Source organism: Microbispora rosea (assembly GCF_044460045.1).
Taxonomy (GTDB): Bacteria; Actinomycetota; Actinomycetes; order Streptosporangiales; family Streptosporangiaceae; genus Microbispora; species Microbispora rosea.
Genome location: NZ_JBITJO010000005.1, coordinates 429,683 through 456,008, shown reverse-complemented (window position 1 = coordinate 456,008; position 26,326 = coordinate 429,683). Strand labels below are relative to the sequence as shown.

The following is a 26,326-nucleotide window of genomic DNA, read 5'->3' as shown; positions in this document are numbered from 1 at the left end:
ATCCTTCGCCTTGTTATCGCAAGGGTTGCGATTCGAGACGTTCAGGAGGACCACTTTCCGGATATCCCTCATTAACATTTTTTTCCTGAGCATTGCATTGCGAACACGGATGGAGGGGTCATGGCGGGCTGGCACATGCCTTCCCTTTTACGCCCGCGCTCGATCCAGGCGAGGACCGCCCTGATGAGCGCGGTCCTCTCCCTCCTCGTCCTCACGGTGATCGGGTTCGGCCTGGACCTCACCGTCCGCAACCGGATCCACAGCCATCTCTTCATAGACACCCAGCGGGTGGCCACCGACTGGATCGCCTCGATGGGGCCCAACGGCGTCCCCGAGCCGCCGGCCGCGCACGAGGACCTGGTGCAACTCGTCGACTCCCGCAACCGGGTGATCACCGCCAGCCGGGCGGCGAGCGGGCGGGCCCCGCTGACCTCCCCCTTCCCTGAAGGCGAGGACGGGTTGCAGTACCGCATCGACTGCCCGGACGGGGACCGGTGCGTCGTGCTCACCGCCGTACGCGTCCTGCCTGTGCAGTCCCGGCTGTTCTGGAACGGGGAGCCGCACGCCGTGTACGCGGGGAGGGCCGAGCCCGGCCTCCTGGCCACGCATCGGCTGGAGCTGTTCATCGCGATCGGAGTGCTGCTGATGACCGCCGGATGGACCTGGGCGAGCTGGTGCGTCGCGGGCCGCACGCTGCGCCCGGTCAGAGAGATTCGCGAGAGGTGGACCGAGATCAGCGTGCGCGACCCGAGCCTGCGCGTCCCCCAGCCGCACGGCCGCGACGAGATCGCCGAGCTCGCACGGGCCTCCAACAGCTTCCTCGACCGCCTCGACACCTCGGTACGCCAGCAGCGGCACTTCGCCTCGATGGTCTCCCACGAGCTGCGGACCCCGCTCGCCGGGCTGCGCACGCAGCTGGAGGAGGCCCTGCTCTACCGTGAGGAGACCGACCCGTACGAAACGATCCGCACGGCGGTGCGGACCACCGAGCGGTGCCAGGCGATCATCGACGAGATGCTCACGGTCGCCCGGGTCCGCACGGCCGCGGCGGTCCAGCCCGAGCGGGTGGACCTCGGGACGCTCGCGCGGGAGGAGGCCGCGGCCCGCACCGGCGGCGTGCCCGTGCACGTCGAGGCCGAGGACGAGGTGATCGTCCTCGGCAACCGGGTCCAGCTGTGCAGTGTGCTGACCAACCTGCTGGTCAACGCGCAGCGCCACGCGTGCAGCAGGGTCGACGTCATGGTGAGGCGGGACGGGGACGAGGCGATCGTCACCGTGCTCGACGACGGCGACGGCATCGCGCCGGAGGACCGTGAGCGGGTCTTCGAGCCGTTCGTCCGCCTGAAGGACGGGCGCCGCCGCGACCCCAAGGGCACCGGGCTGGGCCTCGCCCTGTGCCGTGTCACGACGGACGCGCACCACGGGACGCTGCGGGTCGAGGACTCCCCGCGCGGCGCATGCTTCGTCATGCGCCTGCCGCTGCCCGCGGGCGCCGCGGCCGCGGGCAGCGCGCCCCAACTCAGCCGGTGACGCTGCTCAGCCGGTGACGCTCAGCCGGTCACGCCAGGGCGGGCGCTCCCGGCGGCGGCCAGGGTCAACGCGAAGTCGGCGGAGCTGTCGGTGTACCAGCGGCAGACCGCGAACCCGGCCCGGGACAGCTCGTCGAGCACGCCCTCCCTGCGGAACTTGGCGCTGATCTCCGTGCGCGTCTCCTCGCCCTCGGCGAAGGAGACCGTGAGGCCGAGCGCCCTGAGCGGGACCTCCATGGGCTGGGTGGCCCGCAGCCGCATCTCGATCCATTCGTTGTCCTCGTCCCACAGCGCGACGTGCTCGAACGCCTCCGGCTCGAACCCGGCGTCCAGCTCCCGGTTGAGCACGTGCAGCACGTTGCGGTTGAAGGCGGCCGTCACGCCTCCCGGGTCGTCGTACGCCGCGACCAGCCGTCCTCTGTCCTTCACCAGGTCGGTGCCGAGCAGCAGGGTGTCGCCCGGCCGCAGCGTGGCCCGCAGCTCCTTGAGGAACACCTCTCGCGCGGCGGGCGGGAGGTTGCCGATCGTGCCGCCGAGGAAGGCCACCAGCCGCCTGCCGGTCCTCGGCAGCAGCGCCAGGTGCTGCTCGAAGTCGGCACGCACCGGCCGCACGTCCAGGCCGGGATAGCGTACGGCGAGCCGCTCCGCCGCGGCCTCCAGCGTGACCTCGTCCACGTCGACCGGCGTGTAGGCCCGCAGCGTGCCCGCGTTGGCCAGCGCGTCGAGCAGCAGCACGGTCTTCTCACTCGTGCCCGAGCCCAGCTCGACGAGCGTGTCGGCCCGGGTGAGACCGGCGACGTCGACCGCGCGGCGGCGCAGGATCTCCAGCTCGCGCCGGGTGGGGTAGTACTCCGCCAGCCGGGTGATGCGGGAGAACAGCTCGCTGCCCGCGGCGTCGTAGAACCACTTGGGGGGCAGCCACTTGGGCGACGAGGTGAGCCCGGTGCGTACGTCGTTCTCCAGAGCCTGGCGCAGATAGTCGCCGCCGAGATGATCGGTAACCATGGTCGCCTCTCAATCGATGGGTGTCACCGAAACGCCGTCGGGGGACGCGAGCAGCAGGCTCCGGTCCGGCACGGCCCGCCAGCCCGGCCGGTCGTCCAGCGGCTCGCTCGCGACGAGCACCCCCTCCTCCAGGTGTGTGAACAACGTGTCGCCCCACGCGACGGCGGCCAGGTGGGAACCTCCCGTCACGAGCAGGTTGAGCCGGGCCTCCGGGTCGCCTTCCGACGCCGCGCGGACGACGGCGGGCAGGACGCCGGCGAGCGGCAGGCCGTCCCGCAACCGGGTGAACACGGCCGCGGCGAGCCACGCGGAGTCGCACACGCTCTCCGCGTCGGCCGCGAGGGGCCGGACGGCCTCGCGCCCGACCCTGCCGTTGTGGCTGAGCAGCCAGGGCCCGTCGGCGAACGGCGCGGTGGCCGTCTCCTCGATCGGCATCCCGACCGTGGCCGACCGCACCGCCGCGATCAGGCAGTGCGAGCGGGCCGCCGCGGCGAGGCCGGGCATGTTGGCATCCGACCAGACGGGCACCGTACGGCGGTAGCGCACGGGCCGGGACCCGTCGTACCAGCCGAAGCCGAACCCGTCGGCGTTCACCGTGCCGTACTTCTGCAGGCGCGGCGCGTACGACTGGTGCAGCAGGCCGTGTCCGGGGTCGCTGATGAGCGTGGTCAGGGACCGCACCGGGCCCAGCCACGCCGCGTGGCGGCACATTCCCTCACTCCTCCGAGCGAGCGCAGCGGAAGCCGGCGAAGATCTGCCGCCGGATCGGGTAGTCCCAGTTGCGGAAGGTCGTGCGGACGGCGGACGGATGGGTGGCCCACGACCCGCCGCGCAGCACCCGATAGGTCTCCCCGAAGAAGACCTTGCTGTACTCCTCGTAGGGGAAGCACCGGTAGCCGGGATAGGGCTGGAACCAGGAGTCCGTCCACTCCCACACGTCCCCGATGAGCTGCTCCACGCCGTAGGGGCTCGCGCCGTCCGGGAACGCCCCCGCGGGCGAGGGCCGGGCCGCGCGGTGGCCGAGGTTGGCCCAGCGCCCGAGATGGCCGGGATCGGCCTCGCCCCAGGGGTACGTGCGGCCGCCGCACGCCTTCTCCCACTCGGCCTCGGTCGGCAGGCGCTTGCCCGCCCACCGGGCGTACGCGTCGGCCTCGTACCAGGAGACGTGCTGCACCGGCTCGTCCGGCGGCACGGGCTCCTCCCGGCCGAACCGGACCCGCCACCAGGTGTCGCCGTCGCGCGTCCAGTACAGCGGGGCCTCCACGCCGTTGCGCTCGGCCCACTCCCAGCCCTGTGGCAGCCACCAGCGCGGGTCGCGGTAGCCGCCGTCCTCGACGAACTCCAGATAGGCCGCGTTCGTGACGGGACGGCGGTCGATCCAGTAGCCCGGCAGGTAGATCCGGTGGGCCGGCCGCTCGTTGTCGTACGCCCAGGCCACGGTGTCGGTGCCCATCGTGAAGACCCCGGCGGGGATGTGGACCTCGGGCTCGGCGGCGGGCCTGCCGGGCGGCAGTTCGCCGTCGCGCACCAGGCCGGGCCGCCGGGACAGCTGGAGCGTGGCGAGCATGGTCTCGTCGTGCTGGTGCTCGTGCTGGAGCACCAGCCCGAAGACGTAGCCGCCGGAGCGCAGCGGATCGGGGGCGGCCAGGTCCACCATGTCGAGCACGTCGAGCACCCGGCCGCGCACGCCGGAGATGTACTTCCTGGCTTCGGCCGGGCCGAGCAGCGGGAGCGACGGCCGGTCCTTGCGCGGGTGTTTGAACGCGTCGTAGAGGTGGTCGATCTCCGGGCGCAGCGGCTCGATGCCGCCCACCTCGCGCAGCACCCACAGCTCCTCGTAGTTGCCGACGTGCGCGAGGTCCCAGACCAGCGGTGACATGAGGGGCGAGTGCTGGCGCACGAGCATGTCGTCGTCGGCGTCGGTGTAGGCGAGCGACCGCTCGCGTACGGCGGCGAGCTCGGCCGCGATCCGCTCCTTCAGGCCGGTCGGGCCGGCGTTGCCCAGGACGGCGTCGAGATCGGTCACCGAGACCTCCGGAGGCAGCCCGGTCCTTCAGGGCCGGGAGGAATCTGGACCCCGCACGGGGTGGCCCGGCGGAGCTGGGACAGCCCAGAGCACGAAGCGCTCACGACTTTGCTCCTTCTGCTGACAGTTAGGCAAAGCGCCCGTAAAATGCGAACATGCGTACGGCTTACAAGGTGCGGATCTACCCCACCCCCGAACAGGCAGCGGTGCTGAACCGCACGTTCGGCTGCGTACGCCTGGTTTGGAACACGATCCTGGCCTGGCGGCAGGCCCGCTACCGCGCCGAGGGCGCGACGACCTCCTACGTGCAGACCGACCGGTACCTGACCGAGCCGAAACGCGACGGCGGCCATAACTTCCTGTACGAGGTCTCCAGCGTCCCCCTGCAGCAAGCGTTGCGGCACCAGCACACGGCCTTTGTGAACTTCTTCGCAGGACGCGCCCGCCATCCGCGGTTCAAGTCCCGCCATGGCCGCCAGTCCGCGACCTACACCCGGTCGGCGTTCCGCTGGCGGGATGGGCGACTGCACCTGGCGAAGATGGACGGCCCGCTGGAGTTCGTGTGGTCCTGGCCGGAGGTCGCCCCGGCCATGATCGACCCGACGACGGTGACCGTCTCGCGCGATCCTTCCGGCCGCTGGTACGCCTCTCTCGCCGTGGAGGCCGATGCCGATCCTGAGCCGCTGCCGTGCACCGGCAGCCAGGCCGGAATCGACCTCGGCGTGACCGACTTCGTCGTCCTGTCCACCGGTGAGAAGATCCCCAACCCTCGCCATCTGGGATGCAAGGCCAGAAACCTGGCCCGCTATCAGCGCAGGATGGCCCGCAAGCAGCGCGGCAGCGCGAACCAGGCCAAGGCCAAGGCGAAGGTCGCCCGCGCCCACACCAAGGTGCGGGACGCCCGCGCCGACTTCCTGCACCGCATCTCCACACGGCTGGTCCGCGACCACGACCTGATCGTGATCGAAGACCTCAACGTCAAAGGCATGGTCCGCAACCACAGCCTGGCCAGGGCGATCTCCGACTGCGGGTGGGGCGAGTTCCGCCGCCAACTGGAGTACAAGACCGCCAAGTACGGCCGGACCCTGGTCGTGATCGACCGCTGGTATCCCAGCTCCAAGACGTGCAGTGCGTGCGGGCACCTGCTCGCTCAGCTCTCGCTCAGCACTCGGACGTGGCAGTGCCCGTCCTGCGGTACCCGGCATGACCGGGACGTGAATGCCGCCAAGAACATCCTGGCCGCTGGTCGAGCGGTGTCTGCCTGTGGAGCTGATGTAAGTCCGCAAGGGTCCTCCCTTCGGCGGTCGGCTGTGAAGCAGGAAGCCCAGCCCGTGAGGGTGGGAATCCCTCGCCTTTAGGCGGGGGAGGAAGTCAAGCGAACATCTCCTCCATCTGATCGGCGGCCGGCGACCGGCCGGAATCGATGTGCCGAGAGGCGAACGCGCGGACCCGGGCGACCAGCGCGGGCTCGGCCCCGAGGCGGGGCAGGGCCTCGGCGGCGGCGCGGAAGCAGGCCGAGGCGGACCGGCGCAGGCCGGGGTCGGCGAGACCGAGACGGGCGGCGTCCGCCCACCGGTGGGCGACCGGCCGGGCCGCCTCCATGGCGATCGCGGCGGCCCGGTCGTCGGTGACGAGCGCGTGGACGACGGCCACGCACACGGGCCACTCGGCGGCCCCCTGCGCGTCGAGGTAGCGCACCTCCAGCCAGCCCCGGGGCCGTACGGGCGGGAAGAGCGTGGTGGCGTGGTAGGCGAGGTCGTCCTCGCCGGGTGGCCGCCCGGCCACGCGGGCGAAGTCGCGGAACGCCGAGCCGTCGAGGACCGGCAGGAGACCGCCGGTGTCCCGGACCAGCATCAGGCGGGCGTCGAGGAGGTAGCGCGCCCAGTCGTCCGCCGGGTCGCCGTTCCGCGCGACCGGCGCGGTCCTGCTCGGGTCGAGCCTGCCCCACACGGCCTGGCGGCCGGAGGCCCACCCGTCGGCGGGCGAGTTGGCGAAGGCCGCCACCAGCACCGGGCCGAGCGCGTGGGCGCGTTCCCAGCGGGCCCGGGGATCCTCGCCGAAGTCCAGGTTGACCTGGATCGACGCCGTCGAGCACATCATCGTCAGGCCGTGCGGCCGCTCCAGGAACGCGGCCATCGCCTCATACCTGGGCTCTCGTAACTGCCGTACGGCGGGGCGCAGGGTGTCCAGGCCGCGGCCGCCCAGCCGCAGCCCGGCCCGCGCGAGCGCGAGCCGTACGGCGTCGACGTCGGCGGTGAGCTTCGCGACAGCGGCGGGCAGGACGTCCGGCGGGGCGGACAGTTCGAGCTGCCCGCCCGGCTCGAACGTCACCCGGCTGCCACCCGTGAGCGCGGGAAGCGCACCCGCGATCCGGGCGATGGGGACGGGAAGCACGGGGTTGTCCGCGTCGAAGACCAGGAACTCCAGCTCGACGCCCAACCGGTCGGAGGTGACCCCGCGGAAGCAGTCCCGTGCGTACCTCTGCACGTCGGTCATTCGCCCCCCAACGGGCCGATGTTTACGCGACTCGGTCGTGCCGAGTCAACTTTCCCCGTAATCTCCCCGTTCAACCTGAAACCCACTGAAACAGTGCGTTACACGGCTGCGAGGCGGGCGTCGTCCGCCCCGGGAATCCCTCGTCGCGAGCCGGTAGCGTTGGTGCACATGACAGCTATCGACTCCTCCACCTCGGGTGCGTACGGCATCGGCCTCGCCACGATCGCCGCGGACGGCACCGTGCTGGACACCTGGTTCCCCTTCCCGGCGCTGGGCGAGCCGCCGGCCGTGGGCACCGAGCCGATCACAGGAGACGACCTCGGCGACGGCATGACGGAGCTGGTCGGTCCCGACCCCGCCCGGGGCGTCGAGGTCGTGGCCGTGCGCACCGGCATCGCCGACCTTTCGGCCCCGCCGGCCGACGCGCACGACGTGTACCTGCGCCTGCACCTGCTGTCCCACCGCCTGGTCCGGCCGCGCGCGCTCAACCTCGACGGGATCTTCGGGCTGCTGGCCAACGTCGTGTGGACCAACCACGGCCCGTGCAAGGCGGAGGGGTTCGAGGAGGTGCGGCTGCGCCTGCGGGCCCGGGGCCCGGTGACCGTGTACGGCGTGGACAAGTTCCCCCGGATGGTCGACTACGTGCTGCCGGCCGGGGTGCGGATCGCCGACGCCGACCGCGTACGGCTCGGCGCCCACCTGGCGAGCGGCACCACCGTCATGCACGAGGGGTTCGTCAACTACAACGCCGGCACGCTCGGCGCCTCCATGGTCGAGGGCCGCATCTCGGCCGGGGTGATCGTGGGCGACGGGTCCGACGTGGGCGGCGGCGCCTCGATCATGGGCACGCTGTCGGGCGGCGGCAAGGAGGTCATCTCGATCGGCGAGCGCTGCCTGCTCGGGGCCAACTCCGGCGTCGGCATCTCGCTCGGCGACGACTGCGTCGTGGAGGCCGGGCTGTACGTCACGGCGGGCACCAAGGTCACACTGCCGGACGGGGCGGTCGTGAAGGCGAGGGAGCTGTCGGGCAAGTCGGGCCTGCTGCTGCGCCGCAACTCGACGACCGGTGCGGTCGAGGCGGTGTCCCGCGACAGCAGGGGCATCGAGCTCAACGCGGCGCTGCACGCCAACGACTGACGCCGACGCGGGCCGCCTCCCCCACCCTGAGATGACCCTGAGTCTGCCCTGAACTTGGCCTTCGGCCCTGTGAACGGCGGGAGGGCGGCCCGTACGGTGAAGGCATGGGACGCATTCTCCTCATCGCCGCAGCCGTAATCGTCGGGTTCTTCCTTCTCGGTTCCGTCATCGGGCTCATCTTCGGTGCGCTGAAGTGGGTCCTGATCATCGGCGCGATCGCGCTGATCGTGTCGGTCGTGCTCAAGCTCACGCGGAGCAGCAGGTCGAACCACTACTCCTGACCGGCAGCGTGGCCGGGAAAAGGGGGCGGGCCCCGCCGCGGATGCGGCGGGGCCCGCTGTCACTCGCGCCTCGTGTTACGAGAGGGGCGGGTAGGCGTTCTGCATGAGCTGCTGGAACTGCGCGGAGAACCAGTGGCCCGAGACCGGAGCGCCCGCCAGGGCGCCGCTCGGGTTGTTGCCGTTCAGGCTGTTGCCGCCGTACGTCGGGTCGCACATGCGGTCGAAGCCCTTGCCCTCGTCGTTGTCGATCGCCGAGCTGGAGCCGTCCGACTCACCCGGGGGCTTGATCCAGACGTAGGCGTCGAGACCGGCGGCGGGGTTCGCCCTCGGCCGCTCGCCCATACCGGCGCCGGACTGGTTGCACCAGTTGCCGGCGTGGATCCGGCGGTCGACGCGCGACTCGTTGACGAAGGTGTCCACGTTGGTGGACGTGCTCGCCCCGCTCGGACGGGCCGAACCGCCCCAGCCGTTGCGGGAGGTGTCGATCAGCATGCCGAGGGTGTTCGGGAAGCCCTTCGCGACCAGAGCGTTGCGGAGAGCGACCGAGAAGGACTGCTCGTCCACGTACCAGTTCCAGTCGACCCAGTGGGACTGACGCACCGACTGGCCGTTCACCGTGGTGTTGATGGTGAAGTACGGCTCGACCGTCGCGCCGAAGTTGGCGGTGTTCACGATGAAACCGTCGATGCTGTTCACGCCGGCGGTGGTGCCGGTGGCGACCTGGTAGAAGAGGTTCACCATCGGCTGGAAGTTGTTGTCCCAGCCGAGCCAGGCGTGGTGCGCCGCGTCCACGTAGGTGTAGACGTTCTTGATCGCGTGCAGCTTGTTCAGCGCGTACTGCACGCCCTGGACGTAGGCGCCCGAGGACTGGGCCTCCTGGCACGCCTGGAAGGCGTTGACGTTGGTGATCAGGTTCGGCAGCGAGTCGGGCTCGATAATCGTCACGATGCGGAGGTTCGAGTACTTCGAGTCCGCCATGATCCCCGCGATCACGTCGATGTACTCGCTCTTGTACCGCGCGAGGCCGTTCTGCGCGATCTTCAGCTCGCCGTTGGAGGCGAGCGCCGAGCAGTCGCGGTTCGGCAGGTCGTAGATGACGACCTGGATCGTGAGAGGCGCGCTGCCGTTGGCCGCGTCCTGGGCGACCGCCTCGTCGAGGTGGTCACGCAGGCCCATGCTGTTGTTGCCGGCCGAGCCGGAGCTGATCGCGGCGATGCGGTCCAGCCAGACCGCCGTGGAGATGTTGGCCACCCGCGAGCCGCCCGGCTCGGACTTCGCACTGGCCGACCAGTCCGGGTTCACGTAGCCCGTCGCACCGGAGTACGGGTTGTCCACGTGGGTCCCGGGCGGCGGCGGCGAGGACGACGGAGAAGCGGACGGCGACGGGGACGCCGACGGGGAGACCCGGGGAGAGGGCGAGGCCGACGGGGAGACCCTCGGGGAGGGCGAGGCCGACGGGGAGACCCTCGGGGAGGGCGAGGCGGACGGCGACGGCGACGGCGACTGCGGGGTGCCGTTGCAGGACACACCGTTGATCTTGAAGTCGGTCGGCGCCGGGTTGCTCCCGGACCAGGTGCCGTTGAATCCGATGCTCGTCGAGCCGCCGGTGGACAGGGACTTGTTCCAGTCCATGGCGGTCACGGTCACGTTGCTGCCCGACTGGCTCCAGTTGCCCGACCAGCCCTGGCTGACCTTCTGGCTGCTGTTCGGGAACGTGAAGGCGAGGGTCCAGCCGTTGAGGGCGTCGCCCAGGTTCTGAATGGTCAGGTTGGCGGACATGCCGCCCTGCCACTCACTGGCGGAGTAGGTGACTTTGCAGGAGACCGCGGCACTCGCCGAGGTGGCGGTGGCGACGGCCGCCGTGGAACCGAGCGCGAGCACGGCCGCCGCGACCAGGCCGCGGCGCACCGTGGAGCTCACGGCTCCCGGTCGGGGGGTGGATCTCATTGGGAAGGTCCTCCTGGCGATGAATTCTGCGCTTGGGAGCGCTCCCACGAACCATAGGCACCACCTCCGGCGCCGTACAGGGACCCGTCAAGAGCGGACGAACGGCGAAGTCGCGGCCCGGCGTTCACTTCGCGTCCGAGCAGGGATTCCGTCGCGCCGTTACGTCTGAAGTCACCTGCGTGTTTCGTGAAAGTTTCACCCTTTCGCCGGCGAAACCTGTGGCCAGAGGCCGGATGCCCCGTGCAACCCCCGACACGGGCGTGAGCGCCCCGACGAGCGAAGGGGGAACCCGAGCGAGCCGGAGGGGCGCGCCGCCAATCTGGACTGAGGAGCGCGCGGGAGCGAAGCGACCAGAGCGCGACGAGGGAAGATGGCGGATGTGAGCGCCCCGACGAGCGACGCGGGAAACACGGCCCTACCTGGTCACGGGAGGAACCGGCCCGACGGGTAGCATCCGTGAGTCACACATATCGTGAATGGGGATCGTCATGACCGTCAAAGTGACCGTCACCGGCGCGGCCGGCCAGATCGGTTACGCGCTGCTCTTCCGCGTCGCCTCGGGTCAGCTCCTCGGGGCAGACACCCCGGTGAAGCTGAGCCTTCTGGAGATCCCGCAGGCCGTCAAGGCCGCCGAGGGCACCGCGATGGAGCTCGACGACTGCGCGTTCCCGCTGCTGCGGGGCATCGAGATCTCCGACGACCCGGCCAAGGCCTTCGACGGCGCCAACGTCGCGCTGCTCGTCGGCGCCCGCCCGCGTACGAAGGGCATGGAGCGCGGCGACCTCCTGGAGGCCAACGGCGGCATCTTCGGCCCGCAGGGCAAGGCCATCAACGAGCACGCGGCCGACGACATCCGCGTGCTCGTCGTGGGCAACCCCGCCAACACCAACGCGCTCATCGCGCAGTCCGCGGCTCCCGACGTTCCGGGCGAGCGGTTCACCGCGATGACCCGTCTCGACCACAACCGCGCGCTCTCGCAGCTCGCGGGCAAGCTGAACGTGCCGGTGACCGAGATCAAGAAGATGACGATCTGGGGCAACCACTCCGCCACGCAGTACCCGGACCTCTTCCACGCCGAGGTCGGCGGCAAGATCGCGGCCGAGCAGGTCGAGCAGGAGTGGCTGCGCGACACCTTCATCCCGACCGTCGCCAAGCGCGGCGCCGCCATCATCGAGGCGCGCGGTGCGTCCTCGGCGGCGTCCGCGGCGAACGCGGCGATCGACCACGTGCGCGACTGGGTGAACGGCACGCCCGAGGGCGACTGGACCTCGGCGGCCATCCCGTCCGACGGCTCCTACGGCGTGCCCGAGGGCCTCATCTCGTCCTTCCCCGTGGTGTCCAGGAACGGCCGCTGGGAGATCGTCCAGGGCCTGGAGATCGACGCGTTCTCCCGGGAGCGGATCGACGCCTCGGTGAACGAGCTGGTCGAGGAGCGCGACGCCGTACGGGCTCTCGGTCTCATCTGACGACAGCGCACGGAGGGGGCGGGCCCGCATGGGCCCGCCCCCTCGTGTCGTCCGGGGCCGGCCGCACGATACGGCTCCGCCTGCCTGGGCAGTTGACGGGCATGGACGGCATGTACGACGTGGTGGTGCTCGGCCTGGGACCCGGCGGGGAGGACGTCGCGGGACGGCTGGCGGAGGCGGGCCTCAACGTCGCCGGCGTGGAGGCCGGCCTGATCGGGGGCGAGTGCGCCTACTGGGGCTGCGTCCCTTCCAAGATGATGGTGCGCGCCGCGGGGCTGCTCGCCGAGGCGCGGCGGGTGCCGGGCATGGCGGGCGCGGTCCGGGTCTCCCCCAAATGGGCCCCGGTGATCGACCGGATCAGGGGAGAGGCCACCGACGGCTGGAGCGACGACGCCAAGGTGGAGCAGTTCGAGAGCAGGGGCGTCCACCTCGTCCGCGGGCGCGGCCGGATCACGGGGCCACGGGAGGTGACCGTGGACGGCCGGGTGCTGCGCGCGCGGCGCGGGATCGTCCTCGCCACCGGGACCAGCCCCGCCGTCCCCCCGATCGACGGCCTGGAGGGCACGCCGTACTGGACGAACCGGGACGCCGTCGCGGCGCCGCACGCGCCCGAGTCGCTGATCGTGCTCGGCGGCGGGGCGGTCGGCTGCGAGCTCGCCCAGGTGTTCGCCCGGTTCGGCACGCGGGTGTCGGTCGTGGAGGCCGCCGACCGCCTGCTGGCGCAGGAGGAGCCCGAGGCCGGGGTGCTGCTGGCCCGGGTGTTCGCCGGCGAGGGCCTCGAGACGCACGTCGGCGTCGCGGCCGAGCGGGTGCGGCACGACGGGGACGGCTTCACACTCACGCTGGAGGACGGCCGGGCCCTCCGCGCCGCGCGGCTGCTGGTCGCCACCGGGCGCAGGACCGACCTGGCCGCGATCGGCGCGGGCGACGCGGGCCTCGACGAGAGCGCCCGGTTCGTCAGCGTGGACGGGCGGATGCGGGCCGCCGACGGCGTGTGGGCGGTGGGCGACGTGACCGGCCGGGGAGCGTACACGCACGTCGCCGTCTATCAGGGCAGGATCGCGGCCCGCGACATCCTCGGCGAGGGCGGCCCGCCGGCCGATTACCGGGCGGTGCCCCGGGTCACGTTCACCGACCCCGAGGTCGCGTCGGTCGGCCTGACGGAGCGTGAGGCCCGGGAGGCGGGGCTCGACGTGCGGGTGGGCTTCGCCTCCGTCAGCGAGTCGGCCCGGGGCTGGATCCATGGGGCCGGGCACGAGGGCTTCGTGAAGCTGGTGGAGGACGCGCGGCGCGGCGTGCTGGTCGGCGCCACGAGCGCCGGGCCGGCCGGCGGGGAGGTGCTCGGCGCGCTGGTGGTGGCGGTGCAGAACGAGATCCCGACGACGCGGCTGCGGCACATGATGTACGCCTATCCGACTTTTCACCGGGCCATCGAGGACGCGCTCGAGACGCTCGACGGCCAGACGTAGGCAACCGAGTTGTGACGAACCGGTGACGCCCGGGGCGGGTCCAATGCATGACCTCCCAGGAAGGAGCAGTCATGCGCAACCCCACCCTGCCGATAACCCTGCCGATCACATCGGGTCTGGTCGGCCTCGCCCTGTCCACGCTCACGATCTCGGCGGCGTCCGCCCCGGCCGCGGCCACCGCGCACCACTCGATCCGCTATGCCTCGGTGGACGCCTGCACGGCCAAGGACGGCACCGAGAGGCCGTGCCACACCTGGCGGCTGGACCTGCTCGACGGCAGGCGGGTCGCGCTCGAGGACGCCATGCTGTGGCCGCTCAACGCCAAGGGCAAGGTCGACAAGAGCACCAGCGCCCCCCTCACCGTCAGCGGCGACGGCGATTCGGTGGCGTACTTCCGTAAGTCGGACCATCGCCTGGTGGTGCGCGAGTTCCACGGCGGGGTGCACGGCGCGGTCCACGTGATGCCGAAGACGCCTCTACCGCGCGGCATCGGCATGGACTCGGTCTGGCTGGACATGTCCCAGGACGGCAGCCGCCTGGCCCTCGCCTACACCGACGACGACGGCGTGACGCGCGGCCGCCTGTTCGACGTCGCGCGGGCGACCGCGACCGGCACGATCCCGAAATCGGGCGGGTTCTCCGGCTTCAGCGGGGACGGCTCGGCCGTTCTCCTGCAGCGGGACGCCCCCGCCAACACCACCGGGCTGTCCGTCCACGACGTCACGGGCGCCGAACTGGCCGGCGCCGTCCCACCCCAGATCGTGGCCAACAACGGCCCGTGGGCGCTGTCCGCCGACGACCGCACGGTCGCCTTCGTCACCGGCAGCGGCAAGAAGGCCGCGCTGCGCTTCTACGACGTCAGGACCGACCAGACGACGGGCTCCGTGCGTTTCTCTCTGCCGGGGGACACCTCGCCCGACATGATCGACTGGACCGGCGAGCACGAGGTGACCGTCCACGTCACCGATTCCGAGGGCGGCCGCGACGTGGTGACCGTCCTGAGAATCGACACGCGGACGGGCACGACCCGGGTCCGTGACCGATACAGGGTCCGGGCCGGCATCTACACCTACCAGAGCTGCGGCGGTTGACCTCGCCACTGACCCTGCCGCCGACCTCGCCACTGACCCTGCCGCCGACACTGCCACCGACCCTGCCGCCGATACGGACATGGCCACCAGCGCCGCCATCTCGGAGACGACGGTGAGGCGCTGGGTGAGCCCGGCCGGAACGGCCCCGGGGTCGAGATGCAGCATCCGGAAGGCGTACGGCAGGACCACGAGGAGCAGCGAGCCGAGCGCGACGGTGCACAGCACGCGCACCAGGCGCGAACGGGTGACCCGGGCGACCATCAGCCCGGCCACCGGCAGGCTCGCGAAGGCGGCGAAGGCGGCATAGCGGTGAATGTTGCCGGAGAGCGACAGCGGCACCCCCAGCGGGTCGGTCGGGAACCCGGCCACCAGCAGCAGGCAGGCGCTCCACATGCCCACCAGCAGCGCCGCACGCCGGTCCAGCCGCCCCAGCCGGTCCAGCCGTACGGCCAGCACGGCCGAGCCCACGGCGATCGACGTCAGCGAGACCGGCAGCAGCCAGCCGTGGGGCGCGTAGAAATACTGGCTGATCGTCGCCGTGAGCGGGTCGAGCCCTCCCACCAGGTGCAGCGCGAGCATCGCGGTGGCGCCGGCCGCGACCAGCGCGTATCCCAAGACCATTCCCATGGCTCTTCACTGTGGCCGTGGGAAGGGCGCGGGCCCATCGGAGATCCACCCGAGCCGCCCCTGAGGGATCCCCTAGGAGACGTCGGCGGAATCGGCCGGGGCCGTCTCGGGGGTGGAGGCGCGGAACCAGCGGCAGCCGTACCTGCCCATGGGGAAGCGGGCCCGGCCGGAGCCGGAGATCTCGACCGTGCCGTCCACCAGCAGGTCGGTCAGCACCTTGGACGAGTCGAGCCCGTCCAGGGTGATCTCGACCTCGACCTCGGTCTCGCCGAGGTTGTGCACGGCCACGACCGTCTCGCCGTCGCAGTCGGCCCGGTGGGCGAACACGGCGTCCACGCCGGTGTCGAGCACCGTGTACTCCCCCCAGGCGAACTCGGGGCAGTCCCGGTAGTGCCGGATCAGCCGGGTGATCCACGACAGCAGCGAGTCGGGGTCGCGTTCCTGCGCGCTGACGTTGACCTTCTCGGGGCCGTAGTCCCCGGTGGGCATGGGGATCTGCACCTTCGAGGGGTCGGCGTCGCTGAAGCCGCCGTTTCGGTGCGGGGTCCACTGCATGGGCGTGCGGACGGCCTGGCGGCCCTCCAGCTCCAGGTTCTCCCCCATGCCGATCTCCTCGCCGTAGAAGAGCACCGGGGTGCCCGGCAGCGAGAACAGCAGGCTGTAGACCATCTTGATCCGGTCGAGGTCGCCGCCCAGCATCGTCGGCACGCGCCGGCGCAGTCCCCGGCCGAACAGCTGCATGTCCTTGTCGGGGCCGAAGGCCGCGAAGACCTCCTCGCGCTCGGCGTCGCTCAGCTTGTCGAGGGTGAGCTCGTCGTGGTTGCGGACGAACGTGGCCCACTGGGAGTCCTTGGGCGGCTTGGGGCGCTCCCGCAGCGCGGCGGCCAGCGGACCGCCGTCCTGACGGGCCAGCGACAGGTACGTCCGCTGCATGGTGATGAAGTCGAAGCACATGGTGATCTCGTCGCCGAGATCGTTGCCGAAGTACCGCACCAGGTCGCCGTACGGCAGATTCACCTCGCCGAGGAGGATGGCGCTGCCGTCGCGGCGACTGAGGAAGGCCCGCAGGCAGGCGAAGAACTCGTGCGGGTCCGGCAGGTCGTCGCTGTCGGTGACCTGCTCGACGAGGAACGGCACGGCGTCCACCCGGAAGCCCGACAGGCCCAGCTCCATCCAGAAGCCGAGGATCCGGGAGATCTCGTCCTGCACCTCGGGGTTGGCGGTGTTCAGGTCGGGCTGGAACCGGTAGAACCGGTGGAAGTAGTACTGCCCGGTCTTCTCGTCGTACTCCCAGAGGCTGTCCTCCTCGTCGGGGAACACGATGCCGTTGGGATCGTCGGGCTCCGGCTTGTCGGACCAGATGTACCAGTCCCGATAGCGGGAGTCGCGGCTGGAACGCGCATCCTTGAACCAGGGATGCTGGTCGGAGGTGTGGTTGACCACGAGATCGGCGATGACCCTGATGCCGCGGTCCCTGGCCACCCGCATGAACTCGACGAAGTCGCCGAGCGTGCCGAGGCGCGGGTCGACGCGGTAGAAGTCGGTGATGTCGTAGCCGTCGTCCTTGTCGGGCGTCGGGAAGAACGGCATGAGCCAGATGCACGTCACGCCCATCCGGTCCAGATGGTCGATGCGTTGGATCGCCCCTCTGAAGTCACCGATCCCGTCGCCGTTGCCGTCGGCGAAGGTCTCGATGTCGAGGCAGTACACGACCGCGTTCTTCCACCACAGATCGGAGGTCATGCTCAATCTCATGACCGTTGCCGCTGCCCGGCAAAGGAACGGTAAAACATCGGGCCCGCGCCGCCGCAGCGGCGCGGGCCGACGTGGTGCCGCAGGCGCGGCCGGTCACGACCGCGATGTCACCATGAGTCACGTCGTCAGAGCGGCGTGACCTGTTCGGCCTGCGGCCCCTTGTTGCCCTGAACGGTCACGTAGCTGACTCTCTGGTTCTGGTCCAGCGTGCGGTAACCGTTCGAAGTGATCGCCGAATAATGAACGAACACGTCAGCGGTGCCGTCGTCCGGAGCGATGAAACCGAAGCCCTTTTCGGCGTTGAACCACTTGACAGTGCCTTCAGACAACTGCTTCTCCTTCTTGGAAGCCACACCATGTTCCCAGGTCGGGAGCACGAGGCTGCGCAGCGGATTCGTCGCGCGACCGCGTGAGACGCTGGAAATGCGCGCATATCCGCCACCGGGTCTGACCCGGGTGCGCTTTTTACAAACCATGTTTTCAGGAATTGTCTACTGCGACACTCGCAGCCTGTACGGTCAGTACCCGCGATTACCCGAGGCTATGCCGGTGCCGCCATGTACCAGCGCGCGTGCCCGTCACCGCGTGTGAGCGAGTCGAGCCGCCGGGGCAACTCCTGCCGCGAGAACGGGTCGCCGGAGGCGTTCCGGATATGGATGCCCACGGCGTACATGTCTCGCACCTCCATCAGCGTGCTGTAGCCGGGCCACAGCCGCAGGTCCGAGCCGTACGCGCGGGCGAACTCGTCCACGTCGGCCGCCGACAGGCCGAAGCGGCGCTGCCCGTGGTAGGTGTGCACCAGGTCCCACTGGCGCGGGCCGACGGCCACGCCGTCCCAGTCGCACAGCACCACGTGCCCGTCCTGGCAGCGCAGCAGGTTGTCGATCCAGGCGTCGCCGTGCAGCAGCACCGGCGAGCCGGTGTCCAGGTCGTGCCAGCGCCCGGTGAGCTCCTCGATGCGGTCGCTCAGCCACGACCGCTGGGCGACGGTGAGCACCTCGGCCCGGTGCTCCACCGCGTGCCGCACCTCGGCGAGCGGGTCGGTGAGCGTCCGCAGCCCCACCGGCGGCACCGGCTCGCGGTGCAGGCTGCGCAGCACCCGGCCGAGCTGCCGGGTCGTCGGACGGCCGCGGGAGGGGACGTACCGCCAGAAGGTGACCGCCCGGCCGTCGTGCACGATCGGCTGGTCGGCGATCTCGTCGGCGGGCCGCACGGTCGGAAAGCCCCGGTCGGCGAGCCAGCGGGCGACCGCCACGACCACCGGCAGCCGGGTCAGCGCGTCCGGAGCGGTCGCGATCCGCACCACCAGCTCCCCGCCCGCCACGTCTCCCTGCAGCTTGAAGACCGCGTTGCTGCGCAGCCGCAGGAGCCGCGCGCCCCGCGGGTCCACCCCGATCTTCGCGCAGACCTCGCGCAGGACCCCGAACGCCTCCTCGGCCAGCGGTGCCGGCTCCATCGTCCTCATGGCGGTTTCAGGCGTTCTCGGCGGTCTCGGCGGCGACGTGGACGTCCGCGACGGGGAACAGCCCGCTGAGGGCGAGCGTGGGCGACGACTCCGACAGCACCCGTCGCAGGCGCCGTACGGCGGGCAGCGCGGGATCGGCGTCCGCCAGCAGGGCCCTGGCCCGGGTGACGACGATCGACGTGCGGTGCTCGGCGGGCACCTGCCGCAGCGCGTCCGCGGCGATCCTGCACGCCTCCTCGTGGTCGCCGTGCCTGGCCAGGTGGCTCGCCTGGTCGAGCAGGATCAGCGCCGGGTCGATGGTCTGGAAACCCGGAGGGAACCCGTCGATGCCCTGCACCTGCTGGGCGTCCCCCAGCTCGATCAGGGTGCCGGTGCGGTAGAACTTCATCCGCTTTTCGGTGAAGACGAAGGCCAGGTCGTCCTGGCTGATGCCGCGCATGCGGGCGAAGATCTGCTCCGCCTCGGCGAGCGCGATCCTGGCGGCCTTGCCGTCCCCCATCCTGGCCAGCGCGCGGGCCTCGGCCGCCGCCGCCAGCGCCGCGGGCGAGCTGGGGGCCGAACCGGCCAGCATCCGCGCCTCGCGGGCCAGCCGCACGGTCTCGTTCAGGTCGCCGTAGTAGTAGAGGAGCATGGTCTGCTGGGCCCGTACGAGCGCCCGCAGCCGCAGGTCGCCCACGTCGTCGGAGGCGGCGCGGGCGGTGCCGTACCAGGCGTGGGCCTGGCGGGTGTCGCCCAGCTTCATCAGCGCGTCGGCGGCGAGCAGGGTGAGCATGGTGGTCGCGGTGAGCAGGCGGCGCTGCACCGACGACGGCTGGCGGACCCCGCTCAGCCGGCGCACGTCGGAGATCTCCAGCATGACCCGGCAGAGCATCGGCGTCGGCGGGGTCGTCATGTACTCCCTGCGGTAGCGCAGCACCTGCTCGTCCAGCCGGTCGAGCTGATCCTCGCTCACCGTGCCCGTGGCCAGCGTGCGGTCGAGGTCGTGGCGCAGGCCCTCGACCTCCGCGAAGAACCGGCCGCTCGGCGTGCCCATCAGCATCGCCTGGTGGAACAGCGCCCGGCGCTCCGCGTCGTCGGCGGCCGGGTCCTCGGCCCGGGCCTGCTCACCGGTCTGGCCCGGCCCCACCACGACGATCTTCTGCCCGCCCGTGTCCTCGCAGTAGTCGCCGGCCAGGCCGAGCCGTACGGCGTTGGCCCGGTAGAGCCGGGCCAGCAGGTCGATGGTCTGGGGACGCGGGCGGGCCCGGTTGTTCTCCCAGGCGTTCAGCAGGTCGATGCTCGCCCGAGGGTGACCGAGATTGTGCTGTTCGCACAACTGCTCCAGCTCCTCGATCGCCTGCCTGGCCGACCACCCGCGGCCGAGCCTGTGCGCTTTCAGCAGGCTGACGCCGCAGCACCCGTGGATCGCCTGGACGGTCTGCCAGAGCGTCCACTGCCGTGCCTGTGCCTGTTCGCGCCAGCGACGCGCGCAAGCGGGTGAGTGCTCTCCGCGGGCCATGTGCACGCCCTCCACTGGTGAAGCGGTCCCCGTTTACGGTTGTTTCCCCAAGGTAAACGCGCAGGCACGCAACCCCCCGGGACTGTTACCCCTTCGTGTTCCCGAACCCGCGGGTGTTCCACGGAATCCGAGCGAGTTCCCTGGTTATTGCACGGTTTCGGCGAATCGGCGCGATTGCCGGTGGGTCGTTGCGGGTTCACCCTTTCCGGTGATAGGTCCTGACGTTCCCGGAGGCTGACCATGACGACGGTAGACCGCAGCGAGGCGATGGACCACCTGGAGCGGCTCGCCGCGCAGCTCGAGGCCCACTCCTTCCAGGTGCGCCTGACGGCGCCGGCCGGCCTCTATCCACGTCTGCGCGTCATCAACCCCATGGAGCCCACGATGGCCGAGGACGTGCTCGCGTCCAGCGCCAGCGACGGCGAGTGGTGGTACTGGCTGTCCTGGGCCGGCCGGATCGGGCACGCCTCCGACGTGGTCACCGCCGCGGAGCGCATCGCCAGCGTCCTCCACGTCATCCGCCGCTGAGTCACCCGCGGCACAGCTCCGCTCGACCGCGCCGCCGCCCGCCAGCGCCTGACCGGTAGCGAGGGTCAGGCGAACTTCGACTTCGGGCGGTCCTGGAGGACGCCGTCGACGTACACGTCCACCTTCTCGTCGTAGAAGGCGACCAGCCCGGCGATCTTCTGCGACTCCGGGAGCGGCGTGGGGTACGACCAGACGAGGTCCCTGCCGGACTCGTCCTCGCCGACCGACCAGTACACCGCGCGGCCCTTGTACGGGCAGTGGGTCACGGTCTCCGACGGGCGCAGCAGGTCCAGCCGCAAGTCGGTCTTCGGCAGGTAGTAACGCGGCGGCAGGCCGGTCTCGAACAGGATGCGCGGGCTGCGCGAGTCGGCGACGGTGACGCCGCCCACCTCCACCCGTACGTGACGCGAACTGGGCAGGATGTCCACCCGCGTGTACGGGTCGCGGGGATGGACGAAGACCTCCTCGTCCTCCTCGAACCAGTTGTCCATCGCGTTCCGCTCGAAGCGGACGTGGCCCCGGATCTGCTCCAGCGGCGCGTCGTCCCCGTACACGAGGGCGGCGCCCGCCCGGCCGGCCACGTCGTGGACCGCCGCGTCGCCCCTGCTCGGCGAGTGCCGCGTCTCCCCGGTGGCCTTCAGCTCCTCCGCGCGGACGTCGTCCGCCGGGAAGTAGTACGTCGGGTAGTAGGGGACCTCCCACACCAGCAGGGCCCGGGTGGTGTCGGCCACCGCCCGGCCCTCGACGTAGGCACGCACGCGCTTGGCCGTCGTCTCCACCCGGACACGGCCCCGTTTCGTCGGCTCCATGCCTGCGCCAACCAGCGGGCGGATCGTCCTTATTCCCCGTCCTCACAATCGCCATTTCCCGGTGTGCGGGGCGGGGTCGGCCCGCGCTATCGACAGCGAGCGGATAAGTCGCTTACCCTCGGCTAGGTGGGTCTTCGCCTTTACGATACGCATCGCCGCGCCGTCCGCGATTTCGTCCCCCGAATTCCCGGAACTGTGTCGATTTATCTCTGCGGTCCCACCGTCGTCGTTCCGCCGCACGTGGGACAGCTCAGGTCGCAGGTGAATTTCGACATCCTGCACCGCTGGCTGAAAAACAGCGGATATGAGGTCCTGCTCTGCCGGAACGTCACCGACATCGAGGACAAGATAATTCACAGGGCCATTTCCGAGGGGGTTCCCTGGTGGCGGGTCACCGACCCCGTCCACCGCGCCTTCGTCCGCACCTACACCGCCCTGGGATGCCTTCCGCCCAGCGTGGAGCCGCGGGCGACGGGGCACATCCCGGAGATGATCGAGATGGTCGAGCAGCTCGTCGCGTCCGGCCACGCCTACGAGTCCGACGGCAACGTCTATTTCTCGGTCGGCGCCTACCCGCATTACGGATCCCTCTCCCGGCAGCAGGCGAAACACCTGAGGGCGACCGAGGAGAACGAGCACGGAAAACGCGACCCGCGCGATTTCGCATTGTGGAAGAGCGCCAAACCCGGCGAGCCGGTGTGGGATTCACCCTGGGGCGAGGGGCGTCCGGGGTGGCATCTGGAGTGTTCCGCGATGGCCCGCAGATATCTGGGCACGGAATTCGACATCCACGGCGGCGGAGCCAATCTCATATTTCCGCACCACGAGAACGAGATGGCCCAGTCGCGGGCCGCCGGAGACTCTTTCGCGCGATTCTGGCTGCACAACGGGCCGGTGACGCACCGGGGCGAGAAGATACGCAAACACCACCGCAACCCGCTGGCCGTCCCCGCCCTGCTCGACCGCGTACGGCCGGCCGAACTCCGCTATTACCTGGCGGCGGCCCATTACCGGTCGCCGGTGGAATTCAGCCCCGACGCCCTGGACGAGGCGGCGGCGGCCTACCGGCGGATCGAGAGGTTCGTGCTGCGGGTGTCCTCCGACGCCGCCGCGTCCCTCCCCCCGCAGTTCAGCGAGGCCATGGACAACGACCTGAACGTGCCGCAGGCCCTCGCGGCCGTCCACGGCGCGGTGGCCGAGGGCAACGCCGCGCTGGCGTCCGGAGATCGCGAGCGGGCGGCCGCGAAATGCCGATCGGTCCGGGCCATGCTGAATGTGCTCGGCCTCGATCCGCTCAGCGATACCTGGCAGCGGGAAACGCATCTGCAGGAAGTGGCGGGGGCCGTACTCCGGGTGGTCCGTAATCTCGCCGCCGCCAGCGCCCGGCAGGGAGATCACGAACGCGCGCGGATCATGGAGCAGCACATCGAGAGGGCGCTCGCTAAACGCCACCAAATCGAGCATGCCGCGCTTATCAGATAGATCTTGATCGCCCGGCCGGCGTGCGGGCGGCCCCCGTCCCGCCGTCCGCGACGCGCGGATGACCGACAGGCGGATGTTACAAGAACAAGAACTGACGCTCGGAGGATAATCTCGGCCAATTCATGGGAATCATGAAGGCACCAGCTGACGGACTCCGCCGAAAGGAGGGCCCCGATGAAGAAGGTGCAGATCGTGCCGCGACCGCGGCCGCCGAGAACTCCCGCCCCGATCGACCTGCGCACCCCCTCGGGAAGGGTCCTCCCCTACTAGGCCCCGAGTGGCCCCGGATCAGCTTCCGGCCAGCTCGTAGCAGTGGGCGAAGCCCTCAAGCACGGCGGGCCAGGAGCACCGGACCGGCTCCGTCTCCCTGTTGTGCTCGGCGATCGACTGACGCAGGGCGGAGTCGCGGGCCAGCCGTACGACCGAGGCGACGAGGTCGTCGAACGTGCGGCCCAGCAGGCCCTCCTTGCCCGGCCTGACGAAGTCGGCCACGCCGCTCTGCGCCCGCGCGACCACCGGCACGCCGGCCGCGCGGGCCTCCAGCGCGGCCAGGCCGAACGACTCACGCGGCGCCGGGGCCACGAACACGTCGGCCCCGGCCAGCAGGTCCTTGATCTGCTCCCGGCTGTACCTGCCCGGCAGCGACACCCAGCTCATCCGGCGCGCCCGCAGGTAGCGCTCCATGCGCCCGCGGGCCGGGCCGTCGCCCACGATCGTCGCGCGCATCGCGACGTTCCCCGGCACCCTGTCACGCGCCGTCTCCAGCAGCTTGAGCAGGCGCAACGGCTGCTTACGCGGCGCCAGCCTGCCCACCGCCACCACATGCACCGTCCCGTCTCCGGCGTCCCGTACGGCGCTGTGCCGTTCCGAACCAGGCTCGGGCCGCCACGAGGTCACGTCGAGGCCGTTCGACACCACCTGTACGGGCACCCTAGGCCCGGCCACGGCGCGGATGGGGCGCGCGGCGGCCTCGCTGACGGCGGTGAGGACCAGGCCCCAGCGCCGCCACCCGAAGGCCGCCTCCAGCGCCCGATAGACGCCCCGGGTGACCGGATCCCACATGCTGTGGACGGTCGCGATCACCGGCAGCCCGGACCGCACCGCCGCGTGCACTCCCATCCACGCGAACGGCGAGACGGCCCCCGTGTGGACGTGCGCCACGTCGTACCGGCCGCTCGCCATGATGCGGAGAAGGTGGGCCGTGCCGCGCGGATGGACCGGCAGGTCGAACGGGAGGTTCGCGACCACGCGGTGCACCCCCGGCAGCCGCTCCCCCGGCGTCGCCGTCACCACCTCGACCGTGTGGCCCGCCTCTCGCTGGGCCCTGACGAGGTCGGCGACCTGCACCTCGATCCCTCCGAGCCGCGGCAGGTAGCAGTCGCTGACGTGAAGAATCCTCACCGGGTCAGCCTGGCAGAGCACGCCACGCCCATCAAACCGCGCGCCTGTCCTGACTGCTCACAGGGGAGGGCGACGTCACGCGACCCGGGCCACGTGGGATCATGGGCGGAAGCCGGCGCAGATGAGTGGAGCACGCGATGACGACGTTCCGTGGGGCGCGATGAGGACGGCGGTGTTCTTCCACGCCCATCCCGATGACGAGGCGCTGCTGACCGCCGGGACCATGGCCATGCTGGCCAACGAGGGGCACCGCGTGGTGCTCGTCGTCGCGACGGCCGGTGAGCGCGGCCTCGCCGAACTCCCCCACGGCGAGGAGCTCGGCAGGACCCGCATGGACGAGCTGCACCGATCGGCCGCGGCCCTGGGCTGTGCCCGGGTCGTGCTGCTCGGCTACGGGGACTCCGGCCTGGCGATCGACGGCGGCGTGGCCGGCGAGCGGCCGGACGACGCGTTCATCGACGCCGACATCGAGGAGGCGGCGCAACGGCTGGCCTCGGTGCTCAAGGAGGAGACGGCCGACCTCCTCACGATCTACGACCCGGCCGGCGGCTACGGCCACCCCGACCACGTGCAGGTCTACCGGGTCGGCAGCCGGGCCGCCGAGATCGCCGGGACGCCCATCGTGCTGGAGGCGACGGTCGACCGCGACCTGCTGCTCAAGGGCGTGCGGCTGGCCTCCCGGTTCTACCCGGCGATCGACGTGCGGAGCTTCGAACGGGCCTACTCGCCCCGGGACTCGATCACCCACCGGGTCAACGTGCGCAAGTACGCCAAGGCCAAGAGGGCGGCGATGGCGGCCCACGCCAGCCAGGCCACCGGCGGCGACGGCGACCGCACGCTGGGCGCGATGCTGAAGATCCCGGGGTTCGCCTACCGCTTCGTCTTCGGCACCGAGTGGTACGTGCGCCGCGGCCTGCCCCGCGGCACCCGCCTGCGGCATCCCTTTGACGGCGGCCCGCAGGCCACCCCCTAAGGGGCGTGCTCCTCCGTCAGGAGGATTCGGCCGCCCCCGAGGGCCCGGCAGACTGGAGGGGACCGACACCGGACTGGGGGCATACGCGGGTGAACAGAAAGTGGCTGCAGATCGCGCTGTCTGTGGTGTCGCTCGGGCTGGCCACGGCGCTGGTGGTCTATCTCCCGGAGATCGTCCACACCCTCACCGGCGCCACCGTAAGCTGGACGGAGATCGGCCACCAGTTCGGCGGTCTCGGGTGGCAGACCATCGCGCTGATGACCGTCCTGTGGCTGGCGAGCCTGCTGGCGTACACGTTCGTGATGACCTCCGCGCTGCCCGGGCTCACGCACATGCAGGCGCTCACGCTCAACGCGGCGGGAAGCGCGGTCAGCAACCTGCTGCCGTTCGGCGGCGCGGCGGGCGTGGCCCTGACGTTCGGCATGACCCGCGGCTGGGGCTTCGCCAACCGGCCGATCGTCGTCTACACGCTGGTCACCGGCATCTGGAACTCGCTGTTCCGGTTCATCCTGCCCGCCGTGGGGATCGTGTGCCTGCTCATGGCGGGCAAGGCCACCAATCCCACGGTCGCCAAGGCGGGCTGGGTCGGGGCCGTCTCGATCCTCGTCCTCGTCGCCGTCGTCGCCACGGCGCTCTACTGGGACCGCGCCGCCGCCGTCCTCGGCCGCGTCCTCGACGGGATCGTACGGCTCGCGCCCCGGCGGTTCCGCCCGGCGGAGCACGCGGCGTCGGCGGCCATCGAACGGCTGCGCAGGGACACCGCCGAGATCATCCACAGCCGGTGGGCGGGCCTGTCGCTCGGGATGGTCGCCTTCCTCGCCCTGCAGTGCCTGATCATGGCCGCCTGCCTGGTCGCCACCGACTCCTACCCGGGGCCGGCCGAGACCGTCGCCGTCTTCGCGCTCAGCCGCGTCCTCACCACCGCCCTCGTCACGCCCAGTGGAGCCGGGATCATGGAGGGGGGCGTCGCCACACTGCTGATCGGCGCGTTCGGGCAGCCCGCGGGCGGGGCCACCGCGGCCGCCGTGCTGTTCGGCTTCTGGACCTACACGATCGAGATTCCCTGGGGCGGTCTGGCGCTCGGCGGCTGGGCCCTGCTGCGCAGGCGGGAGACCCGCGCCGGGGCCGCCGAGGCGGGATCGGCCGCCTCCCCGCACCGCACCCGGGTCCGCTGATCAACTGCGGGTCACCCTGCCGATCTCCTACACTCGCTGGGCGAGAAGGTGAGAGTGCCCGGGTTGGTGAATGCCTTGTGCCCCTTCGCGGGCGCGCATACGGTGACGCCTGAGACAGGACGACCAGCGGCGGCCGGCAGGCACGGCGCACGAGAGCGGAGGAGCG

Annotated in this window: 22 protein-coding genes and 1 pseudogene; 11 read left to right on the top strand and 12 right to left on the bottom strand. The window is 71.0% G+C overall.

The window, feature by feature from the left end:
- Window positions 1-183 precede the first annotated feature (183 nt).
- Complete coding sequence (locus ACIBK1_RS24070; RefSeq protein WP_051762565.1) at window positions 184-1,530, top strand: sensor histidine kinase; 1,347 nt, start codon at window positions 184-186, stop codon at window positions 1,528-1,530.
- Window positions 1,531-1,550: 20 nt separating this feature from the next.
- Here ACIBK1_RS24070 and egtD read toward each other — a convergent pair whose 3' ends face one another.
- From egtD to egtB, 3 genes are read right to left on the bottom strand one after another with little or no spacing between them, the layout of a single operon-like run.
- On the bottom strand, window positions 1,551-2,534 hold the full coding sequence (gene egtD / locus ACIBK1_RS24065) for an L-histidine N(alpha)-methyltransferase (RefSeq protein ID WP_030511603.1): 984 nt from the start codon (window positions 2,532-2,534) through the stop codon (window positions 1,551-1,553).
- Between the two features lie 9 nt (window positions 2,535-2,543).
- Window positions 2,544-3,245, bottom strand: a complete 702-nt coding sequence (gene egtC, locus ACIBK1_RS24060; protein WP_030511604.1) for an ergothioneine biosynthesis protein EgtC — start codon at window positions 3,243-3,245, stop codon at window positions 2,544-2,546.
- 4 nt (window positions 3,246-3,249) lie between these two features.
- Window positions 3,250-4,560: an ergothioneine biosynthesis protein EgtB gene (egtB, locus tag ACIBK1_RS24055; protein WP_231514143.1), complete on the bottom strand. Its 1,311-nt coding sequence runs from the start codon at window positions 4,558-4,560 to the stop codon at window positions 3,250-3,252.
- Between the two features lie 155 nt (window positions 4,561-4,715).
- Between egtB and ACIBK1_RS24050 the strand changes: the two genes are divergently transcribed.
- On the top strand, window positions 4,716-5,918 hold the full coding sequence (locus ACIBK1_RS24050) for an RNA-guided endonuclease InsQ/TnpB family protein (protein WP_396737772.1): 1,203 nt from the start codon (window positions 4,716-4,718) through the stop codon (window positions 5,916-5,918).
- 13 nt (window positions 5,919-5,931) lie between these two features.
- Here ACIBK1_RS24050 and egtA read toward each other — a convergent pair whose 3' ends face one another.
- The gene (gene egtA / locus ACIBK1_RS24045) at window positions 5,932-7,056 is read right to left on the bottom strand and encodes an ergothioneine biosynthesis glutamate--cysteine ligase EgtA (RefSeq protein ID WP_030511607.1); all 1,125 of its coding nucleotides are present in this window, start codon (window positions 7,054-7,056) and stop codon (window positions 5,932-5,934) included.
- A 168-nt stretch (window positions 7,057-7,224) separates the two neighbouring features.
- Between egtA and dapD the strand changes: the two genes are divergently transcribed.
- Together dapD and ACIBK1_RS24035 are read left to right on the top strand one after the other, a co-directional pair.
- Window positions 7,225-8,193: a 2,3,4,5-tetrahydropyridine-2,6-dicarboxylate N-succinyltransferase gene (gene dapD, locus ACIBK1_RS24040; RefSeq protein ID WP_030511608.1), complete on the top strand. Its 969-nt coding sequence runs from the start codon at window positions 7,225-7,227 to the stop codon at window positions 8,191-8,193.
- 104 nt (window positions 8,194-8,297) lie between these two features.
- Complete coding sequence (locus ACIBK1_RS24035; RefSeq protein WP_156081201.1) at window positions 8,298-8,474, top strand: hypothetical protein; 177 nt, start codon at window positions 8,298-8,300, stop codon at window positions 8,472-8,474.
- A gap of 75 nt (window positions 8,475-8,549) precedes the next feature.
- On the opposite strand, the gene ACIBK1_RS24030 is transcribed toward ACIBK1_RS24035, so the two are convergent.
- On the bottom strand, window positions 8,550-10,421 hold the full coding sequence (locus ACIBK1_RS24030; RefSeq protein ID WP_449566888.1) for a glycoside hydrolase family 6 protein: 1,872 nt from the start codon (window positions 10,419-10,421) through the stop codon (window positions 8,550-8,552).
- A 488-nt stretch (window positions 10,422-10,909) separates the two neighbouring features.
- Between ACIBK1_RS24030 and ACIBK1_RS24025 the strand changes: the two genes are divergently transcribed.
- From ACIBK1_RS24025 to ACIBK1_RS24015, 3 genes are all read left to right on the top strand, one after another.
- Window positions 10,910-11,887 (top strand): malate dehydrogenase, encoded by a 978-nt coding sequence (locus tag ACIBK1_RS24025; protein ID WP_030511610.1) that lies wholly within the window; start codon window positions 10,910-10,912, stop codon window positions 11,885-11,887.
- 101 nt (window positions 11,888-11,988) lie between these two features.
- Window positions 11,989-13,356 (top strand): dihydrolipoyl dehydrogenase family protein, encoded by a 1,368-nt coding sequence (locus tag ACIBK1_RS24020; RefSeq protein WP_363531641.1) that lies wholly within the window; start codon window positions 11,989-11,991, stop codon window positions 13,354-13,356.
- A 71-nt stretch (window positions 13,357-13,427) separates the two neighbouring features.
- Window positions 13,428-14,447, top strand: coding sequence for a hypothetical protein (locus tag ACIBK1_RS24015; RefSeq protein WP_396738029.1), 1,020 nt, complete (start codon window positions 13,428-13,430; stop codon window positions 14,445-14,447).
- 132 nt (window positions 14,448-14,579) lie between these two features.
- Here ACIBK1_RS24015 and ACIBK1_RS24010 read toward each other — a convergent pair.
- From ACIBK1_RS24010 to ACIBK1_RS23990, 5 genes and pseudogenes are all read right to left on the bottom strand, one after another.
- Window positions 14,580-15,026, bottom strand: a pseudogene (locus tag ACIBK1_RS24010) (DUF998 domain-containing protein); the annotation flags it as partial.
- A gap of 120 nt (window positions 15,027-15,146) precedes the next feature.
- Window positions 15,147-16,817: an alpha-amylase family protein gene (locus ACIBK1_RS24005; RefSeq protein ID WP_396737766.1), complete on the bottom strand. Its 1,671-nt coding sequence runs from the start codon at window positions 16,815-16,817 to the stop codon at window positions 15,147-15,149.
- Window positions 16,818-16,954: 137 nt separating this feature from the next.
- On the bottom strand, window positions 16,955-17,158 hold the full coding sequence (locus ACIBK1_RS24000) for a cold-shock protein (RefSeq protein ID WP_030511616.1): 204 nt from the start codon (window positions 17,156-17,158) through the stop codon (window positions 16,955-16,957).
- A gap of 212 nt (window positions 17,159-17,370) precedes the next feature.
- The gene (locus tag ACIBK1_RS23995; protein ID WP_197042899.1) at window positions 17,371-18,285 is read right to left on the bottom strand and encodes a phosphotransferase enzyme family protein; all 915 of its coding nucleotides are present in this window, start codon (window positions 18,283-18,285) and stop codon (window positions 17,371-17,373) included.
- A 16-nt stretch (window positions 18,286-18,301) separates the two neighbouring features.
- Window positions 18,302-19,792, bottom strand: a complete 1,491-nt coding sequence (locus ACIBK1_RS23990; RefSeq protein ID WP_197042900.1) for an XRE family transcriptional regulator — start codon at window positions 19,790-19,792, stop codon at window positions 18,302-18,304.
- 240 nt (window positions 19,793-20,032) lie between these two features.
- Here ACIBK1_RS23990 and ACIBK1_RS23985 point away from each other — a divergent pair, with 240 nt between their 5' ends.
- Window positions 20,033-20,320 (top strand): hypothetical protein, encoded by a 288-nt coding sequence (locus ACIBK1_RS23985; RefSeq protein ID WP_030511619.1) that lies wholly within the window; start codon window positions 20,033-20,035, stop codon window positions 20,318-20,320.
- Between the two features lie 65 nt (window positions 20,321-20,385).
- On the opposite strand, the gene ACIBK1_RS23980 is transcribed toward ACIBK1_RS23985, so the two are convergent.
- Entirely contained in the window at window positions 20,386-21,129 is a 744-nt protein-coding gene (locus tag ACIBK1_RS23980) for a DUF427 domain-containing protein (protein ID WP_396737763.1), read from the bottom strand.
- A gap of 126 nt (window positions 21,130-21,255) precedes the next feature.
- Here ACIBK1_RS23980 and cysS point away from each other — a divergent pair, with 126 nt between their 5' ends.
- Complete coding sequence (gene cysS / locus ACIBK1_RS23975; RefSeq protein WP_396737760.1) at window positions 21,256-22,611, top strand: cysteine--tRNA ligase; 1,356 nt, start codon at window positions 21,256-21,258, stop codon at window positions 22,609-22,611.
- 288 nt (window positions 22,612-22,899) lie between these two features.
- Here the strand turns inward: cysS and ACIBK1_RS23970 are convergent, their stop codons facing one another.
- Window positions 22,900-24,012 (bottom strand): glycosyltransferase family 4 protein, encoded by a 1,113-nt coding sequence (locus ACIBK1_RS23970; protein WP_363531629.1) that lies wholly within the window; start codon window positions 24,010-24,012, stop codon window positions 22,900-22,902.
- 160 nt (window positions 24,013-24,172) lie between these two features.
- Here ACIBK1_RS23970 and ACIBK1_RS23965 point away from each other — a divergent pair, with 160 nt between their 5' ends.
- Window positions 24,173-24,985: a PIG-L deacetylase family protein gene (locus tag ACIBK1_RS23965; protein ID WP_030511625.1), complete on the top strand. Its 813-nt coding sequence runs from the start codon at window positions 24,173-24,175 to the stop codon at window positions 24,983-24,985.
- 89 nt (window positions 24,986-25,074) lie between these two features.
- Window positions 25,075-26,160: a lysylphosphatidylglycerol synthase domain-containing protein gene (locus ACIBK1_RS23960; RefSeq protein ID WP_051762571.1), complete on the top strand. Its 1,086-nt coding sequence runs from the start codon at window positions 25,075-25,077 to the stop codon at window positions 26,158-26,160.
- Window positions 26,161-26,326: the final 166 nt, after the last annotated feature.